The sequence below is a fragment of the Rhizobium sp. FG113 genome (assembly GCF_057809895.1).
The window spans coordinates 1-16,481 of record NZ_JBMDKV010000031.1; the positions used below are offsets into that span (position 1 = coordinate 1).

A 16,481-nucleotide genomic window follows, 5' to 3' on the forward strand; every position below is an offset into this window, starting at 1 on the left:
CTCTTCTTGCCTCAAAATTAGGAAAGAAGGTGTCTACAAATCTCGGGGCTATTCATGTAATATATTGATGTTCATTTTTCTTTATTGCTTTCTCTTGTTATAGTTTTATTGATAATTTTTCACGTTGAAAACACGGCCACGTCAGTGACGTGGTCGACGAATGTATTCGAACGTTTCATCGATTTGGTGTCGTCAGCAGATTTCAAGCTAGGCGACTGCTCATTCAAGGCGTCGGGAAACTATAGGAACCGCTTGAGCGGAACATTTCACTTTTATTTATCTGAGTTTGTAGTGTGGCTATGACCGGAATTGAGCGAATGACCCATCATGCGTTCAATAGGATCGCCGACGCAGATGCCTCATTGCCAAATGAAGACGCGGTGCCGGCATGTTGGTCTGTCGGTCTCTAGCGAAGCCGTTCAGTCCTAGGGACGGCAAGTTTCACTCTTGTCGTCGCTTTCTTTGAGATCTTGCTCCAAGTCTTCACAGCTTACGCGGGGATAGCTGCTGCTGGGTTCAGGCAGAGGTATCGGCGTCAATATCCCGATTAATCCGCAGCAATTCCCAACAGGCGCAATTCTTCGATGAGTGCGTTTTTATATTTTTTGTAGAAAATCGCGGCATCCAAATAATCATTTTTAATAAGTGACGATATAATTGTATCGAGCGTAGAAAAATACTTTGTTCTCTTGCTCTCAATCTTGATAAATTCATAGTAGTCTGTTGGCATTGAAGTTCCTTTTAGGAACTCTGTAAGAAGGTATTTCTACAGGTTCGTTGTTTCAGGGGTAAGGTTCAAAGCCCGTGCGAGAGCTTCTTGCTTGGTGGTGAGGGAGTAGCCGTGACCGTAGCGACCGCCCATTCCGCGTTCGGTATGGCCCATAATTGCGTCTTGTAAGCTGTCTTGCAGCTGTGCGTTGCGCATAAGGTCCTTCAGTCGGTGACGGAAGCTGTAGAACGTTTTGGCAGAAACACGCTTGATCAACTGGTTTGCGGCAGCACTTGCGGCTTCTCCCCCGTTGTCACGTTTATAGCGCGGAAATCCGTCAGGAAACTTCCGCATCCATAGCAGGGCGTCTCCGAGCAAGGGGATTTCCCGATGCCTGGCTCCCCCGCTTTTGACCTTTCTGCGGTTCTCATTCGGTCGAATCTTGATGTGTGGGACAGCATCATTCAAACAGATGTCAGCAGCTTCCATAAGAACGAGTTCTTTAGGCGCCGTGCCCGTATTCATCGCCACTGCTATGATTGCCTTGATCTCGTCGCTTGCATCTGACCCATAGACATGCTTCCGAATGTCTCTGATCTCATTCTCGGTGAACGGCGGGCGCTTAGCCGCTTCCTCTTCTTTGATGTTCACCCCAACGAATGGATTGACGAGTTCTGGATGGTCAACCTCAAACACGGTTCGCAGAATAAGGCGAAGCCGCATTATCTTACGATTTGCCGTCTCGGGCTTAAGGTAGTTGCAGGAGACCCTCTTGATGAGATCGTCTCGGTATCGAAAAGTGTCTCTCTTTGCTAAGGTCAGGAGGTCGTGCTCTGGCATAAAGCTCTTGAAGTCAGTCACAGCTTCTTCAAATGGTCTAACTTTTTTGTATTGCTCACGCTTGGAAAGATACATCCATTTGTCTTTGGAGTATTCTTTGAATGCCGCGAGAGCCTCGTCAAACGTCAGCTTTTGCTTGGCGATTCCCGCGGCGGCTGCGACTTCGTACTGCGTAGGGAACGCAAGCTTAGAGATCGCCTCTAGGCCAAGGCGTGTGCTTTCGAAAATCAATCTAGGATCATCGATCTTTTTCGCTGTGATGTCGATCGACGTGTAGGGGAAATTAAGGCGAGTAGCTGCGTTAGCAAGCTTTTGAAATTCGGTGAGCATAGCGCCATCACCGTCGCCCACTTCCATCAATCTTGCAAAAGCTTGATTGTGCTCTGAACGCTTCTGGAGAGCAACGTCCAACGATCTAGTGTCAAGCGAGATGACATAAGCGTTGGATGAGAATTTCTTTTTAAAGGCGCCGGGAAATACACGGCGGTAGTAATATATCCCATTCCTAAGCTGCAGGTATCGTACATTCATCCTTTTCATCTCTGTTAATCGGAAGTTAATCATGTATCATCTTCGTCACCTTCCGTCAAGTATGGTCATAAAAAATGCAGTAATATCAATTGTTTGATCTTATCTGCATTAAGTGAATTATATTATGCCGTCCGACGGTAGCGGGTGATAAGTGTGATAACAGTGTCGATTGCTTTTTTGGAGGGCCAACCTTCACGCTCTGTTGGATCAAATAGCTCCGATAGCAGTTGCGCTCACAGGGACGACAATTGACGTGGCAGAGTGCGCGTCTGCGGGGCCCTTTGACGTTGTCTGGGTGAGCCGGGCACGTTTTCTGAGCGCGCGGCTCGTTGCTTAGGTTGAGTTGGTGAAGGCCAAATAAGCCGTAAGCGACATGAGCGGATTTGCAGATTTTGTCACACCAAATGTCACAGTCTGACCTTTGGATTCTGTAATCCACTGATAAGAAACGCTTTTTTTAGAAAAAATGGCGCGCCGGACAGGATGAAACTGGGCACCGCTATGTCATTGCGGGGCCTTATTAATTTTCAAGGCGCTTATATCCACCAACGACAATCCGGAAGGTCTCGCCACAAGGTTGCCTGGGTGAAAACAGGGTCATCCTCTGGGACTGATCCACCCTCTGGGACCAAATAACCAAGGAGCCAGCCGAAGGTGGGGTCTTGAGGGAGACTCCCCGGTGAGAAGGCATTGGGAAGGTAGGCGATTTGTGCCGTCGGGCCGATCACGCCGACGACGGAATAGCACGCGACGACGAAGGCGGAGCAAAAGAAACTCTGTCTGGCGAACTCCTCCTCAGAGGTTACCTTCCCGTAGTTGTTCCTCACGAATTCAAGCTGGTCGTCAAAATACTGCTTGTTCGTCTTCTCGAAGCCGGTCACCGCGATCAGGTCATAGAACCTGCCGTGTTTGAGCACGGCATCGACAAACTCGTTCAGCTTGAGCGGCCGACCGCCACCGAAGCCGAGCTGACTTCTCAAGACCGCAACACACCGACAGCCCTCTATCGAGGCTTCGACAGACTGTTTGCCCACTCCGTGCGGGAAATTGGACTCCGCAACCATCCCGTCTCCCAAACAGATGGCGGCGTGCGTATATGGGCTGCCCGTCGCTTCCGATATTTTCCGCTGATGGATTTTTCTGCCGTGAGACCTGTAGAGCAAGACATCGCCGGGCAGAAGGTCCGATGGTTGCACGAGTAAATCGCTGTTCGGCGGGATAATCGCTTCCGAAGGCTCTTTAGTTTCTTTGGCCTTACTATCGTTGCTGCTCATGTCCCGCCCTCCATAGGTGCGCATCGTTACTATTCCCAACCCGGCTGCCCGCGTCGCGGTCCAGTCGGATTTTGCCGTGCCTGCGTCAACCGTTCCTGCATACGCGCACGGCGGTCGTCGGCAGCACTACGCAGTTCATGCCTCGGCTTCTCAGCCGTAATATCGTAAGCAGTCTCATGCGCCTCGCGCTCGCGCTGTTCGGTTTTCGCCTGACGCTGAATATCATCGACGCGGGTCTGCTTAACCAAGTCGCGGATGAGGCCGCGACGTTCGCGGGCCTCAATCTTGTCGAGGGCGGCGGCGCGCCGGTCAATGGCCAGGCCCTCACGCTCGTGGCGGCGGTCCAGCGCCTCGTCCTCCTGACGGTGGCGCTCGTCGGCATTGATGGCCGGATTGCGGCGCAGATGCGCAATCACCGAGCGAAGTGCCGGCAGGCGCTCGAACAGGGTGAAGACCTTACCGGCGATAACGTTGAACAGCTGTCCCTGTTCGGCCTTGTGAGCGGCAGACAGCGACAACCGTTCGGCCCGGTGTATCACTTCGAGTGCCTGACGCCTGTCGTCGATGGCACGACGTCGCCGGGCCTCCTGTTTCGCTTTCAGGTCGGCGGCGGACTTTGCGCCGCGCGTTCGGGCCTTTTCCCGCAGCCGTTCATCGACCGCTTGCTGGCGCGCCTTCTGCTGCGCCTGTGCCGCTTCGACGGTCGGCAGGTTGTCTGCCGGCAGCTCGGCAAGCCGGGCTTTCACGTCCTTCGCCTTCGCGCCATCGATCTGGCGCGCAAGGGCATGGACATGGCCGACCCGGTCGACCACGACATACGCACGCCGCTCGCCCCGGGCCAGGAGATAGCCAGACCGTTCCAGTCCGGCGCGGAAGGATTCCGCACTGTCGGACGACCGGAACAGGGCGGTGATGTTGGCGCGGCGCTGCTCGGGCGTAATGCCGGAGGCCTCGGCCATCGCCTTTTCGGCGAAGGTCACGTCACGGCTCGATTCGAACCGCGCGTCGCCCCGGTCTTCGGCAAGGCCGGCAGGCAAGGTCAAGCCATAGGCATGCGCCAGCTCCCGCGCACAGGTGCGGAGCTTCATGCGGTCGTGGCTAAGAGCGATGGCCTTCATCGTATCGAGGTCGATGCGCGACCAGACAACATGACAATGCTCGCGCCCGTTCTTCACATGGAAGACTACGGCGCGAGGCTGGCCGGCAAGGCCCAGCTTGTCCTCGATATGGTCGATGGCCGCCAGGTACTGTTCGCGGGAGATGGGCGCGGCGGGGTTGATGGCAAGGCTATAGAGCGGCTCCTTGCAGCGCGTCCCGGATGCCACAGCCTCGATCTCAGCGAATGCGCCGTGCAGGTCGTCAGCGACGGTTCCGCGCACCTGCGCGATCTCGATCCGCTCATTGTCGTATTCGTTCGACAGATGGGTGGCGAGGTCCGCAGCTCCTGCGCGTTGGTTGCCTTTCAGGATCATGGCTGCCGTCCCATGGCCTGAAAGCAAACGGAGCGCATCTCGGCGAGGTCACGGAGCGCGGCGGCAATGTGGGGATTGTTCACATCCACCATCCCAGCCGTCGAAGCCGCCCGCAGCGCTTCCGCGATGCGGCCCAGTTCGCCGAGAAGACGGGCGGCCACCTCGTGGCTGACGGTCGGACGCCGCACAGCACCTGGCAGCGGCATGTTCAACGTCGCGGAGCGGATGAAGGAAGCCACGGGCACGCCGGCCCGGTCGGCCATCTGGCGGATGGCCTCGGCTTCCTGATCGTTGAACCGTGCCGACAGCGTCTGCTGGCGCTGGCGGGTGTCACTGCCGCTTGCCATGGCGGCCTCCTTTCGCGCATCCAGGGACGCGTTCTCCCTGGCCGGGTCCAGCGCCGGAGCGCTGGTGCATGGGGTTGTCCAGAAGGGGAGAGGTCACGTCACCCCAGCTGGTCGATGGGTGTCCAGAGGGAGCGCGACAGGCTCCTTTTGGTCCAGTGCAGCGGGATACGCTGCGTTGCCCGGCAAGGTTCGATGCCGCCCGCCGGGCAATACCGGGGGATGCAACGGGGGCTGGTTAAAGCCCCCTTGCCAAGATGGCGCGGCGAGTCCGCGCACATCTTGCAACGCACAGAAGGTGTAGATTTCAGCTTAGGGGATCAAGATTAGGAACAGCTTAAGATGCCATACGCCTGTATGCGCTGGTCGAATTTCCGAGCATTTTAGACGACTTAGCTGCGCTGGTCAAAAGCTGGTCAAACCGGAGATAGGTTGCGATAGCATGCCTTTGCTTCCGCTTCGACAACAAAGTCGGAAAGGGCGTCATCGACTTGGGCCTCGGCTGCCAACAGCGTCGGCCACCGCCCTCTGGCATCGGCCTTGATTTCGGCATGCCAGTCCTCAATGAGGATTTGCGTCAAGCTCAGATTGTTGGTGCTGACGGCGATGTGGAGTGCGGTCAGGCCTGTGCGGGGATCGGTTGCATTCACATCGACGCCATCCTTGAGGGCGGCAACGGCATTGAGATTGTCGGCGCTATAGACGGCCCTCAAAAAGGCTTGCTGTGCATGTTCTGTGTTCACGTTTCCTCCGGGTTTCAATGGCATTATTGATACCGTATTCTGGAAACTCGCGCCAACTTATCCTGCAAGCTGTTGGAGTAGATGACCAATTCGGCGGTGATCATCTAGCGAGACTATATTGCTTCTGCCTCTGCCTGAACGATATAGTCGGCCAGAATATCATTAACCCGGCATTCCGCTGCTACGACGCTCGGCCATCGGCCCTTGCCGTCCGGACCAAAAGCTGCGCTCCAGTCCTCAACGAGGATGCGCGTGAGAGAAAGGTTGTTCGTGCCCACCGCGATATGCAGCGCTGTGAGGCCGGTGACGGAATCGGCAGCATTCACATTCGCCCCATCCTCCAGCGCGGCAATCACGCCTGCGCTATCGGCGGCATAGGCGGCCTTCAATAGAGCGCTGTCCGGGTCATGGCTCCCGGTGCGGTCGCGGCCGTGCTGCGGGTTTTGCGCGGCCATCAGCCATCCTCCCCGGTTCGGTCGAAAACGACCTGCGTGCTGCCGGCCAACGCCGAACCAGGCGGTCTCTGGTCGAGTCCTGTTCGCGATTCATGGCCGTGACCGCCAAGCCGGCTATCAGCGATCCAGTCGAGCCAGTAGACACGCGGCGTGCCCGTCAGGACGCTCCGCATCACCACGAAAATGGACCCGTTCGGGTAGATGGCAACGCCTTCGTAGACACGGCGGGGCGTGGTCTCCGCGCCTGTCATGGTTGGTGGCCTCCGGTCCCAGTTGCTGATGACTTCCCGGACAACGGCGAAGGGGTGGGAAGGCATCGAGTCGATGTTGACGACCGAATAAGGAACCCAGTCCTCGGCATCCCCTCGGTAGACGCGCATGCCGCCGCCGGGCTCTGCCGCGCGACGCGCGCGACCGGAATATGCGCCTGCGATTTCAGGGGGGACCGGCCGGCAGTCGTGCCCGTCCCGCCAGACCCCGAGGAAGGCGACCATCTGCTCGCCGAAGACGGCAAGGGGATCGCCATCCGGCAGCGTGCCGACAAACTGGGAACAGAACCGAATAAGCGCGTCGTTGGAGCGGTGGGTGTCGCCCAGGAAGCGCTGCAAGGTTTTCAGGGGCACACGGTCGAGCGTCAGGTCATTCGCCCCGGCAATCTCTTTCTGGAGCGTAGGAACGCCGATGGCGCGCTGCTGCATATAACGCAGCAACGCGCGGCGGATGCGGTCTCGGTCCGCAAGGTCGAACCTGTTTCTAGTCTCCACTCCCGCTGCCGCCCCCTTACCGCAACCTGACCAGCCTATGCCCAATCCTAGCATACGGCTCTGCGTCTATTTCCAGAACACATAGTCTTACACAAAGGCGCGGAAAGAAGAACGGTCATGGCAAATCAGCAGCGGCAGGGTTCATCGATCAGTATGTTTGCGCTGGCCGCCGCGTGCGCCTGGGGAGCGTGGAGCGTCCCGAATGATGCGGGCCAGTGGTTTCTTGGGGCGTCCAGCGCCCTTGCTCTAATTGCCGGGGCCGACCGGCGGCGCGCCGAGCAGGACCGGGAGCGCAAGCGCCGCGCAGCGGAGACGCCAAGCGGCGTCTATGGCACGGCGTCGTTCATGACGCCGGAAGAGGCGAAACGCGCCGGGCTCGCCAACCCGGCGGGCCTGTTCCTCGGTGCGCTCGATGGGATGATGCTGTTTCACGCGGGCAAGGCTCACGGCCTCGTTGTGGCCCCGGCCCGGTCGGGCAAAGGCATCAACGCCGTCATCCCGAACCTGCTGCATTCGCAGGGAAGCGTTTACGTCGTCGATCCCAAGGGCGAACTTGCCGGCGTAACGGCGCGGCATAGGCGAGAGACTTTCGGCCAGAAAGTCATCATCCTGAACCCGTGGGGCCTTCACGGCCTGCCGCAGCACCGGTTCAATCCGCTCGCCTATCTCATCGACCTCTATCATGACGAAGCGGCCCGGCGCGGCCTGACGGAAGAGGTGGCGGGGCTCGCGCTTCAGCTCATCCCGGAGCCGGAGGATGCCCGCAACAAATTTTTCCGGGAAGGCAGCCGCAAGCTGCTGCGCGCCTTCATGCTGCATTTTGCCAGTCGCGGGCAACCGGACCGCTGCACGCTGCCAGAGCTGTGGCGCGTACTTCAGAACGCCACCCGGCTCGATGCGACGCTGGTCGAAATGGCCGGGTCTGATGCGCTCGGCGGTATCGTTGCCGATCTGGCTGACGACATCGCCCGCACCATCGAGAAGAACCCGGAAAGCTTCCAAAGCTTCATTGAGGGCGCAACGCAGGCCGTGTCGATTTTCGACCCGGCGGGCTGGCTCGCGGACAGTGTTACGGCCTCGGACTTTTCGTTCGGCGAGATGAAGGCCGGGAAGGTCAGCGTCTATCTCGTGATTCCGCCGGACCGCGTGGCGACGCATGGCGCGTGGCTTGGGCTACTGACGCGGCAGGCGATTGCGGCTGTTGCGCGCCAGCCCGGCAACACCCCGGTTCTTTTCATGCTCGATGAATTTCCGAACATGGGCAAGCTGGCGGGTCTGTCGGAAAGCCTGACGCTGCTGCCGGGGCTGGGCGTGCGCGTCTGGATTATCGTCCAGTCGCTGGACCAGCTGCGAGAGGTCTATGGGCGCGAGGCAACCAACACCATCCTGTCCCAAGCCGAGGTGCAGCAGTTCTTCGCGGTGCAGGATCACGGGCTTGCCAAGATGCTCTCGGACGCTCTCGGCCAGCGGACCGTAAAGACGCTTTCCATCAATCTCGGCCGCAAGGAAGACGACGACCCTGGTGAAAGCCGCAGCGAAGCGGCGCGGCCCCTCATGAGCGCCGATGAAATCCGCATGATGGGGAAGAACGAGCAAATCCTGCTCATCCAGTCGCTGCCGCCCATCCGGGCGCAGCGCGTGCCATTCTGGTCTGTGGCTCCGTGGTGCGATTGGGCGACGCCGAACCCTGTCGAGGGCGCTCATCCGCGCCCGGAACCATCTTTCACCTTGAACTATAGGGAGAAGCGCCATGACTGACCGCAAGGACTATGAGGTGACCGTCGCATCGACCGGCCGGCGGGATTCCGTGCCGGACTGGGAGAAGCGCCTTTACGGCATTGCAGACAGATTGGATGCGCGTCTGGGTATTCGCTTCTGGATGGTGGCGGGATTGGTCGTCGCCAGCTTTGTCGTCGGCACGCCCCATATCCTCGTCCACTATGAGTGCTACGGGCGCTGCGGGCAGAATGCGACGGAGTTTAAGTGCCAGTATTTGGGGATTCGTGGCTGGCGAGCGGCCCCCGCCGAAGCAGGCAAGTGCCCTCGGATAAGGCTGATGATATGACCTTGTACTGCTGGCGTGGACTCACAAACCGTGCTCGTCGGCGGCGGACTGGTAGGCTTCGAGGAGGTCGACTTCTGTGAAGGGGGTCTTTTTCGGGGACCATCATAACCCGTCCGGTCAAGGAAATGCCTGACGGAATATCAGTAAGAACCCGCCCTTCGGCGAAGCAGAGGCCGCACCGACACGATGGGCCTTATGGCGTCTTTGGCCTTTATGCTCGAAGCCCTCAAGTATGATGAGGTCATAACGCTCTGATTTGGCTGATTTAGGCAAATCTGGCGCCTCTTTTATTGTTACTTCTATATTTTTTAATCGCAGTTAGTATAACATTGAATAGCAATGTCATTACTTAAGTATTTATTTTCAATATTATTTGCCGCCATTCTCGCGATTCCCGGAATCGCGCAGGCGGCCTGCGCCAATCCGGTAGGAGATGCGGGTGTCATCGTCTTCGATGATCAGCAATCGCTCATGCAGTACTGCAATGGCGCTGATTGGGTCGGGTTTCCAAGGGCCGGCGGTCCGCCGGCGTGTACAGATATCGGAAGCTGGACCGCGCGGGCGGCGACGGCGAACCCCTGGATGTCCATCACCTACGGTAACGGACTCTTCGTCGCCGTGGCTGAGAGTGGAACGAGCCGGGTAATGACCTCGCCGGACGGTATCACCTGGACAGCGCGCACTGCGGCGGAAGCTAACCTATGGAGGTCCGTGACCTACGGCAATGGGCTGTTCGTGGCGGTGGCGCGGGACGGTACGAATCAGGTGATGACCTCGCCGGATGGCATCACCTGGACGGCGCGCGCGGCAGCGGCCGTCAGCGCTTGGCAGTCTGTCACCTATGGCAACGGGTTGTTCGTTGCAGTGGCAAATATTGGTGCGAACAGAGTGATGACCTCGCCTGACGGCATCACCTGGACGGCGCGGACAGCGGCGCAGGCGAATGCGTGGTACGGCGTAGCCCATGGCAACGGAATGTTTGTTGCGGTGGCAGGTAGCGGCACGAACCGGGTGATGACGTCACCAGACGGCGTTACCTGGACAGCGCGCGGAATAGCCAACGGGGTGACAGGGAACATCTGGAACTCTGCGATCTTCGGGAACGGGTTGTTCGTGGCGGTGGCGGAGGACGGAGCCAACAGAGTGATGACCTCGCCTGACGGCATCACGTGGACGGGCCGTCCGGCGGCGGGAACAGGCAACTGGGAAAGCGTCACGTTCGGCAATGGCTTATTTGTTGCGGTCGCGTTCAATGGAACGGATCGGGTAATGACCTCGCCGGACGGCATCACATGGATGGCGCGCACGGCGGCGCAGGCGAACAGCTGGTATTCCGTTGCCTACGGTAACGGGCTGTTCGTGGCGGTTTCACAGGATGGCACGAACCGGGTGATGACGTCGGAGTGCCTTGCGTCAGATTGTACGGGGCCGAGCAAGCCCGCAGGCCACATCATCTACAACGGCGATGACCGAGTACTGCAATGGTGCGGCGGCGGGCAGTGGAACCCCGCAGGGCCGATTGATCCGGCGGGGCCGAATGACGGCTGCGTCTCGCCGCTACAGCCGGGCGGCTTTCTGCATTTTAGCAGCAGCACTTGCCAGCTTGAATATTGCGATGGGGACACGTGGCGGAGCATTGGGACGCGAGATTCCTGCGCGTGCGATCCGGATGCGGGGACATGGACGGCACAAACAATGCCGGAATGGCAGCTCTGGCGCGGCGTCGTTTACGGTAACGGAATGTTCGTGGCTGTGTCTAACACCAATCCTGCAAGCTCGCCGGACGGTATCATCTGGACGGTGCACAACACAGTAGATCTTCGAGCCAATTCGTCTGGTGCCGTAGCCTTCGGCAACGGCGTTTTTGTCGCGCCGTCGGGCGGGGGCTGGGACCAGCGAGTGACAACCTCGCCAGACGGAGTCAACTGGACGGCGCACGACAATGCGCTGCCACCGTCATGGCCGTCATCGGGGCCGGTATCGGCCATCACCTATGGCGGCGGCCAGTTCGTTGCGGTGGGCGGCGGCGGCGCGATCGCCACCTCGCCGGACGGCACCAACTGGACGGCACGGACATCGGGCGTGACAACAGATTTCACCGGGATTGCCTACGGCAATGGCCTCTATGTCGCGGTGGGGACGTGGTATGTGAACCCCACCCATCCCGTCGTGGTGTCGTCGGACGGCATCAATTGGACGGCCGTGCCCGCCGCGAACGTGTTCAACGCAAAATGGATTCGGATTGCTTTCGGCGAAGGGCGGTTCGTCGCCAGATCATATCAGGGCGGGCCGGCGTTCATGTATTCCACCGATGGCGTCAACTGGACGGCCAGCGATGTCGGGGGTGTGACTTGGGGGGACGGCCACCCCGTTATCTATGCAGACGGACGGTTTGTGGCATCCGGTGAAAATGGAGGCCAAATGATTTACGCGTCTGATGACGGCATTACGTGGACGGTCCTGGCCTCGTCCGTGCCACACGGAGGCTGGGCCATCGCTTACGGGAATGGAACGTTCGTGACCGTCGAAGATGGGACCGGCGCGATGCGGGCGACCTGCGTGGATTAGATTAACGGCGATGACCTTGCCGGACGGCATCACATCAACGGCGGTTGAGGCGAGCGCTTGGCATTTCGTCACCTATGGCAACGAACCGGGTGATGACAGCGAGTTGTCTCGGTGGCAGTTGAGTTGAAGCAAGTTGCTTCAGAAGAGGAAACTTCCGGTTCTTGGCTTTCTTATGCCGTAGATGATCCGCTCCATGATGATGGAGACGATGCCGAAGTAGGCAGCGAATATGTAAAGTATAAGTCGAAAACATCTGATTAACGTCTTCTACTTTTCTAAGATTGAAAATTATTTACCATATTTTATACTATCCCAAATATAATTTCCATGTGAGGTGAGACATGGGAATTTTAGGAAATTTATTTAAGGCTTCAATGGACGCTGGCTCGGCGGGCCGCGATATGCTGGTCGAAGTTTCGCAGGATGTTGAGGCCACTGCCGAGGCTGAGATGAGTGCCATTGGCGATTCCGCCAGCAGTCTGGCGGAAAAAGCGGCAGGTCTCGCTGGGACAATATATCAGAGCCATATGGACGCGGCGCAGGATGTGGTGGATGCCGTCGTCGACAGCGCCACGGTGACCGCAGCGGAAATACTTAAACGCCTGCCGCTGGAAAGCGCAGCTGATATGCCGCCGGAAGTTCAGAGTCTGATCGAGGTTCGGGGTGTGGATGATAAGTTGCTCTCATGTTTTGCCGAGTTGCGCGAACAGGGCGGCCTTGATGAGGTTATGCGCTACCTCGACAACCAGCCGCGAATGGAAGAAGAGCGCGCGAGGCTCCAAGTACAGCCTGATCTTGATCCGGGCGACGGACCGGCAGTGAAGCTTTCACTGCCGAAGCTCGGTTAATGGCAGCGAAGTTATGGCGCGAGGAAAGCGGAGTACGCGGGCGGGTGCAAAAAAGGCGACCGACGCCGAAACCGGGGCGATGGCCGTGCGCAAATACATGATAGGGCTGTTCGACCGGGAGGACGGGCGGGCGGCAAACTGGCCGATGATTGCGGAAACACTGTTCCGGGCGGCGTTCGATGCGCTTGACGAGATTCCCGTGCAGGACCGGCCGGAGAAGCTGCTGCAATCGGTGCATGAAGCCGCATACGACCGCGTCGTGAAGAACGGGGCAGAGGGCGCGGCTGCCGTGCCGGCGGACAGTGCAACTGCTCCTGAAGCGCGCGGCCGGTCCCTCCGGCGGGATTTCAAACCCTGAGCGCTGCCGGAGCCGAAGGTGCTCAATCATCGGAAAGCCAGCCCTCAAAAGAGGGCAAGCTGTTTATTGGATGGGTCCTTGATGCCGTAGACAATCCGCGCCATGGCGATGGTGGTCTTACCCTCGAAGGTCGGTTTCATGGCGACGTGGTTGTGGACGCCCCACGAAATCCAAATCTTCAGGCCGGCACCCTGAAACGTCAGGTCCAGCGTGCCGGGACCGCCTGAGCCGCCGAAGATGCCAAGCTCATTGGCGAGCGCCTCGGTAAGCTCGGCATCGGTCATGCCGCGCGCGGCGCGTTCGGCCCATCGCTCTTTCGAGCGCGAGAAACCGCCGGTGGCGCGCATGAAGCCTTCGCGCCTGTCGGCGTCTGTGAGGTGACGGATCATTGGTCATCCTCACTTTCGGCATCGAAGTGTATTTCAGCGAGGCGGTCGCAGGTGGCGAAATCGATGTTGGCTGCCACGCAGAAGTGCTTCAGGTCGGCGAGCAAGTCGATGACGGCCTCGTCGCCATAATAGGGAGCCTGACCGCGTGTCCAGGCGGCGCGCGCGAGTGCGGCGCGGGCGGCTTCGATGCGAGAATGTTTGCACATGGCTGTGTCCTCCGAGAGTAGGAGAGGCGCTTACGCGCCCGCTCCGTTGTTGTTTTCGCTCGGGTGGCGGAGGACGATGCGTCCGCCGTTGACCGGGACCAGGTCGAGCTGAAGGGTCAGACCCTCGCCGTCCTGATGCGTCCAGGCCGCGCCGATGCGGGTCCAGAAGGCTTTTTCCTCGTTCCCCGCTACGTGCCAGGCGATGAAAGCCGGGCTGCGGGTCTCACGGGCGGGACGGCGGTTCTGTTTCTCGTTGCGTGCCATGATGTAAGCTCCTTTCGCTTGGGGTTTCTCGACACGCTGACCGAAAGAGCGGGCTTCGAGCCGCAGATGCACCGCAGGGAAACAGGCAACACGGGAGCGCAGCGAATGGATTGGGCAGCCTGTTGCATCGGCGGCGTGCCCGGTCAGGTTCAGGCGTAATCAGTCGGGAAAGGCCCAAAGCGGATGGAACGCGCAATCATCATCTGAAGGCTCGGCAACGGCAGGACCGCTGGCGCGATCCGTGAAATTGTGACCCGCGCACCGGCAGTGCGATGGCCACGCTATCGTCGGGGAATGAAAAGCCTTCGGGCAGCGATCTGAATCGGTGCGGCGTAGACGTATCAGTGCGAATGCGGAGTGCCGACGCTCCCAGCATGGCATTGTGACCGGTCAACTAGAGGGAGCGAATTGAAATCCGCCCCTGCCGCCGGTGCGATAATATAACTTACGGAAAATCGAACGCCGTTCTGTAAATAACGGAAACATATTGAGATAATAAGCGTATGTATGGCTCGATTTAAATAACGATTTCGTCTTCATTTGCACTAATATCGTCGCGTTGAAGTGCACGATACAGCAGCCTTGCTGCAAACGCGCACGCTCGTTTAAAATCTTCGAAAGGACCATCTGTCCGTCGCCAGAGCATGCAAACACCAAATACCACACAGCTCGTCATTGGTGTCGGCCTCGGCCTTGCCATCCTCGTCGCGCTCTACAAATACACGCTGGCACATCCTGAGCACATTATCCTGGCGGCCATCGGAATCGTGGCTATCGCCGGTGCATGGTGGGAGCGCGGTGTTGGCCCGTGGTCACGAGCTGGTCGCCGGCTTCCGCCGTACCGGCCGCAGCCCTCGTACTCAGCCGCGTCAGCCGCACCCGTTACCACTGCTCCGCAGCGTCAAGACAATGAACCAGCACCACTGTCGCCAGAGGAAAGAAGGTTCGCCGAGCAGCTGAGTCACATAAAGCGTGCACCCCGACTTGCGCCGCGACGTATCCTGAATCCGGGTGAAGCTAAGGTATTCTACGGTGCGCTCTCTGCTCTTGCATCGTTAGGACGCGACTGCGAACGTTGGCATGTCCACGCTCAGCCCTCGCTTGGAGAGCTAATTGAGGTAAAATGCCCTAAGTGCACTCCGCTTCCGTATCACCAGCTTAGGCGCTGCGGCCCATGCTTCGAGGCATTCAAAGCCATTAATGGCAAACGCCCGGATCTGGTGATATGCGATAATTTCGGAATGCCCGTTCTCGTCATTGAGCATCAGGGCGACGGCCATATCGACCTTTTATCCGAACAGCGCGAACGCATATCCCGCCTGCGCAACGAAATTAAGGATACAGCGTATTTCATGGCCGACTTGCGCTGCCTTGAGACCCCCGACGGTACTAGCGCCGACGAGGCATGCGCTCTCATCACACAACAGTTGCGCCTTATTCTGCTGGAGCGTCAGTCGTTGCAATAATAGCGTGACCAGCTTGTGGCCACGACCGGCCTGGGTGCGCGGCTCATAACGGATGCAGCTCAAGCGAAGGGAGTTGCACCAATGACAAGCCAACCGACCAACCATTCCGCCGGCATCGAGCTGAGCGATGATTTCGTGAACCGTGCTGTCGCGATGCGCGGCGGCAAAAACCTCGACGGCGCGTTCCTCTTGGACCTGCTGGAAGCTGGACTTGCCATAATGGAGCTATCGGCGGGCAACCACCACGACCGCTGCACCAACCCGGATTGCAGCGGCTGCCGCATCGACGTGCCGAAACCATCGCCGACGGTCATGGCGGAGTTTGCCGAACTGCGCGCCCAACTAGACCGTGCGGCTTACGATGCGGCTGCGGGGCGCAAGCCGGAGCGGACCATCACGATGGCGGTGTCCGAGGCAAGCCTCATCTTCATGGCCTGGCTGGACCGCCTGATTGAGAGCCGCATTCAAGGGAGCCTGCGCATTGTTGGGCCGGAGATTGACGCCGACCAGCAGGCCGATATCGACCGCGCCGGGCGCTTTCTGTCGAACCTCTTGGTCGGCAGCCTGGAGGACCAGCTGGCAGAGTTTGTCGAGGGACGGCATCCGCTGCTCTTTCCCCCGCGCAAGCCGAAGGCGAGCCGATAGACACCACACTGCAAAGAAACGGGCCGGCTCATCGCCGGCCCGTTTCGCGTTTGTGGCTACCACCACGATGAGTAGTAGACTGTCAGCCCCTCCGCGATAGTCTCGCGGGCTTTGGCGACGAAGCGCAGGTCGTCCTCGACCTCGGAGCCATCGCTCTCGCCGAAGAAGAAGCCGGACGTGCGCGGCAAGTTGCCCGCGCGGATGTCGGCTTCGAGCCGGTCAAGGTCTTCGGTCGTGAGCACGAGATTGACGCAGTTGAACCATAAGTCCTGACCGCCCTTCTCGTGGTAGAGGCGTGCCATCCAGCCGTGCAGGTTGGGATGCTTGCGCCAGTAGTGCAGCTCGCCGTAGGTCTCGACCTCGAAGTCCACGGGCTTTTCCGGGGCGTCGTGCAGGTAGTGAGCGTACATATCCAGTCCCATTTTCTTTCCTTTCGTTCGTTGTTGATCGTCCCGAAGGACGCGGACGAAAGGCCGGGCGGCATGGGCTGCCGCCGTCATGGTCAACACGGCTCGCCCCTTCCGGCGGGGTGGTGCGGGC

20 protein-coding genes are annotated in these 16,481 nt (G+C 59.0%); 8 read left to right on the forward strand and 12 right to left on the reverse strand.

All coding sequences use genetic code 11. The annotated features are described in order from the left end of the window. Positions 1 to 547: 547 nt before the first annotated feature. The 8 genes from ACODTZ_RS33835 to ACODTZ_RS33870 form a co-directional block, all read right to left on the reverse strand. Positions 548 to 730: a hypothetical protein gene (locus tag ACODTZ_RS33835; protein WP_489031453.1), complete on the reverse strand. Its 183-nt coding sequence runs from the start codon at positions 728 to 730 to the stop codon at positions 548 to 550. A 36-nt stretch (positions 731 to 766) separates the two neighbouring features. Then, the gene (locus ACODTZ_RS33840) at positions 767 to 2,113 is read right to left on the reverse strand and encodes a DUF6538 domain-containing protein (protein ID WP_489031455.1); all 1,347 of its coding nucleotides are present in this window, start codon (positions 2,111 to 2,113) and stop codon (positions 767 to 769) included. A 503-nt stretch (positions 2,114 to 2,616) separates the two neighbouring features. Further along, positions 2,617 to 3,354, reverse strand: a complete 738-nt coding sequence (locus ACODTZ_RS33845) for a C40 family peptidase (RefSeq protein ID WP_489031457.1) — start codon at positions 3,352 to 3,354, stop codon at positions 2,617 to 2,619. Between the two features lie 29 nt (positions 3,355 to 3,383). Beyond that, a complete protein-coding gene (locus ACODTZ_RS33850; RefSeq protein WP_489031459.1) occupies positions 3,384 to 4,826 on the reverse strand; it encodes a relaxase/mobilization nuclease domain-containing protein in 1,443 nt (480 codons plus the stop codon). Next, entirely contained in the window at positions 4,823 to 5,173 is a 351-nt protein-coding gene (locus ACODTZ_RS33855; RefSeq protein WP_489031461.1) for a plasmid mobilization protein, read from the reverse strand. The genes ACODTZ_RS33850 and ACODTZ_RS33855 overlap by 4 nt, the downstream gene beginning before the upstream one ends. A gap of 413 nt (positions 5,174 to 5,586) precedes the next feature. Further along, positions 5,587 to 5,913 carry an ankyrin repeat domain-containing protein gene (locus ACODTZ_RS33860; RefSeq protein ID WP_489031463.1) on the reverse strand — a complete coding sequence of 109 codons (327 nt, stop codon included), beginning with the start codon at positions 5,911 to 5,913 and terminating at the stop codon, positions 5,587 to 5,589. Positions 5,914 to 6,026: 113 nt separating this feature from the next. Beyond that, on the reverse strand, positions 6,027 to 6,368 hold the full coding sequence (locus tag ACODTZ_RS33865) for an ankyrin repeat domain-containing protein (protein WP_489031465.1): 342 nt from the start codon (positions 6,366 to 6,368) through the stop codon (positions 6,027 to 6,029). Further along, positions 6,368 to 7,132, reverse strand: coding sequence for a hypothetical protein (locus tag ACODTZ_RS33870; protein WP_489031467.1), 765 nt, complete (start codon positions 7,130 to 7,132; stop codon positions 6,368 to 6,370). Before ACODTZ_RS33870 ends, ACODTZ_RS33865 begins: the two co-directional genes overlap by 1 nt. A gap of 117 nt (positions 7,133 to 7,249) precedes the next feature. Here ACODTZ_RS33870 and ACODTZ_RS33875 point away from each other — a divergent pair, with 117 nt between their 5' ends. The 6 genes from ACODTZ_RS33875 to ACODTZ_RS33900 all read left to right on the forward strand — a co-directional run bounded on the left by ACODTZ_RS33875 (position 7,250) and on the right by ACODTZ_RS33900 (position 12,971). Beyond that, positions 7,250 to 8,890 carry a type IV secretory system conjugative DNA transfer family protein gene (locus ACODTZ_RS33875; protein ID WP_489031469.1) on the forward strand — a complete coding sequence of 547 codons (1,641 nt, stop codon included), beginning with the start codon at positions 7,250 to 7,252 and terminating at the stop codon, positions 8,888 to 8,890. Then, on the forward strand, positions 8,883 to 9,197 hold the full coding sequence (locus ACODTZ_RS33880; protein WP_489031471.1) for a hypothetical protein: 315 nt from the start codon (positions 8,883 to 8,885) through the stop codon (positions 9,195 to 9,197). Before ACODTZ_RS33875 ends, ACODTZ_RS33880 begins: the two co-directional genes overlap by 8 nt. 339 nt (positions 9,198 to 9,536) lie before the next feature. After that, positions 9,537 to 11,765, forward strand: coding sequence for a hypothetical protein (locus ACODTZ_RS33885; protein WP_489031473.1), 2,229 nt, complete (start codon positions 9,537 to 9,539; stop codon positions 11,763 to 11,765). Positions 11,766 to 11,876: 111 nt separating this feature from the next. After that, positions 11,877 to 12,026, forward strand: coding sequence for a hypothetical protein (locus ACODTZ_RS33890; protein ID WP_489031475.1), 150 nt, complete (start codon positions 11,877 to 11,879; stop codon positions 12,024 to 12,026). An 80-nt stretch (positions 12,027 to 12,106) separates the two neighbouring features. Beyond that, positions 12,107 to 12,613, forward strand: a complete 507-nt coding sequence (locus ACODTZ_RS33895; protein ID WP_489031476.1) for a hypothetical protein — start codon at positions 12,107 to 12,109, stop codon at positions 12,611 to 12,613. A 79-nt stretch (positions 12,614 to 12,692) separates the two neighbouring features. Beyond that, positions 12,693 to 12,971 carry a hypothetical protein gene (locus ACODTZ_RS33900; protein WP_489031478.1) on the forward strand — a complete coding sequence of 93 codons (279 nt, stop codon included), beginning with the start codon at positions 12,693 to 12,695 and terminating at the stop codon, positions 12,969 to 12,971. Between the two features lie 44 nt (positions 12,972 to 13,015). On the opposite strand, the gene ACODTZ_RS33905 is transcribed toward ACODTZ_RS33900, so the two are convergent. Genes ACODTZ_RS33905 through ACODTZ_RS33915 form a run of 3 tightly spaced genes read right to left on the reverse strand, consistent with a single transcriptional unit; the run spans position 13,016 to position 13,830 of the window. After that, a complete protein-coding gene (locus ACODTZ_RS33905) occupies positions 13,016 to 13,360 on the reverse strand; it encodes a hypothetical protein (RefSeq protein WP_489031480.1) in 345 nt (114 codons plus the stop codon). Further along, positions 13,357 to 13,566, reverse strand: coding sequence for a hypothetical protein (locus tag ACODTZ_RS33910; RefSeq protein ID WP_489031482.1), 210 nt, complete (start codon positions 13,564 to 13,566; stop codon positions 13,357 to 13,359). The genes ACODTZ_RS33905 and ACODTZ_RS33910 overlap by 4 nt, the downstream gene beginning before the upstream one ends. Positions 13,567 to 13,596: 30 nt before the next feature. After that, entirely contained in the window at positions 13,597 to 13,830 is a 234-nt protein-coding gene (locus tag ACODTZ_RS33915) for a hypothetical protein (RefSeq protein WP_489031484.1), read from the reverse strand. Positions 13,831 to 15,071: 1,241 nt separating this feature from the next. Between ACODTZ_RS33915 and ACODTZ_RS33920 the strand changes: the two genes are divergently transcribed. Together ACODTZ_RS33920 and ACODTZ_RS33925 are read left to right on the forward strand one after the other, a co-directional pair. Continuing rightward, complete coding sequence (locus ACODTZ_RS33920) at positions 15,072 to 15,296, forward strand: hypothetical protein (RefSeq protein ID WP_489031486.1); 225 nt, start codon at positions 15,072 to 15,074, stop codon at positions 15,294 to 15,296. Positions 15,297 to 15,377: 81 nt separating this feature from the next. Next, the gene (locus tag ACODTZ_RS33925) at positions 15,378 to 15,941 is read left to right on the forward strand and encodes a hypothetical protein (protein WP_489031488.1); all 564 of its coding nucleotides are present in this window, start codon (positions 15,378 to 15,380) and stop codon (positions 15,939 to 15,941) included. A 56-nt stretch (positions 15,942 to 15,997) separates the two neighbouring features. Here ACODTZ_RS33925 and ACODTZ_RS33930 read toward each other — a convergent pair whose 3' ends face one another. After that, the gene (locus tag ACODTZ_RS33930) at positions 15,998 to 16,351 is read right to left on the reverse strand and encodes a phosphoglycerate kinase (RefSeq protein WP_489031489.1); all 354 of its coding nucleotides are present in this window, start codon (positions 16,349 to 16,351) and stop codon (positions 15,998 to 16,000) included. Positions 16,352 to 16,481 lie beyond the last annotated feature (130 nt).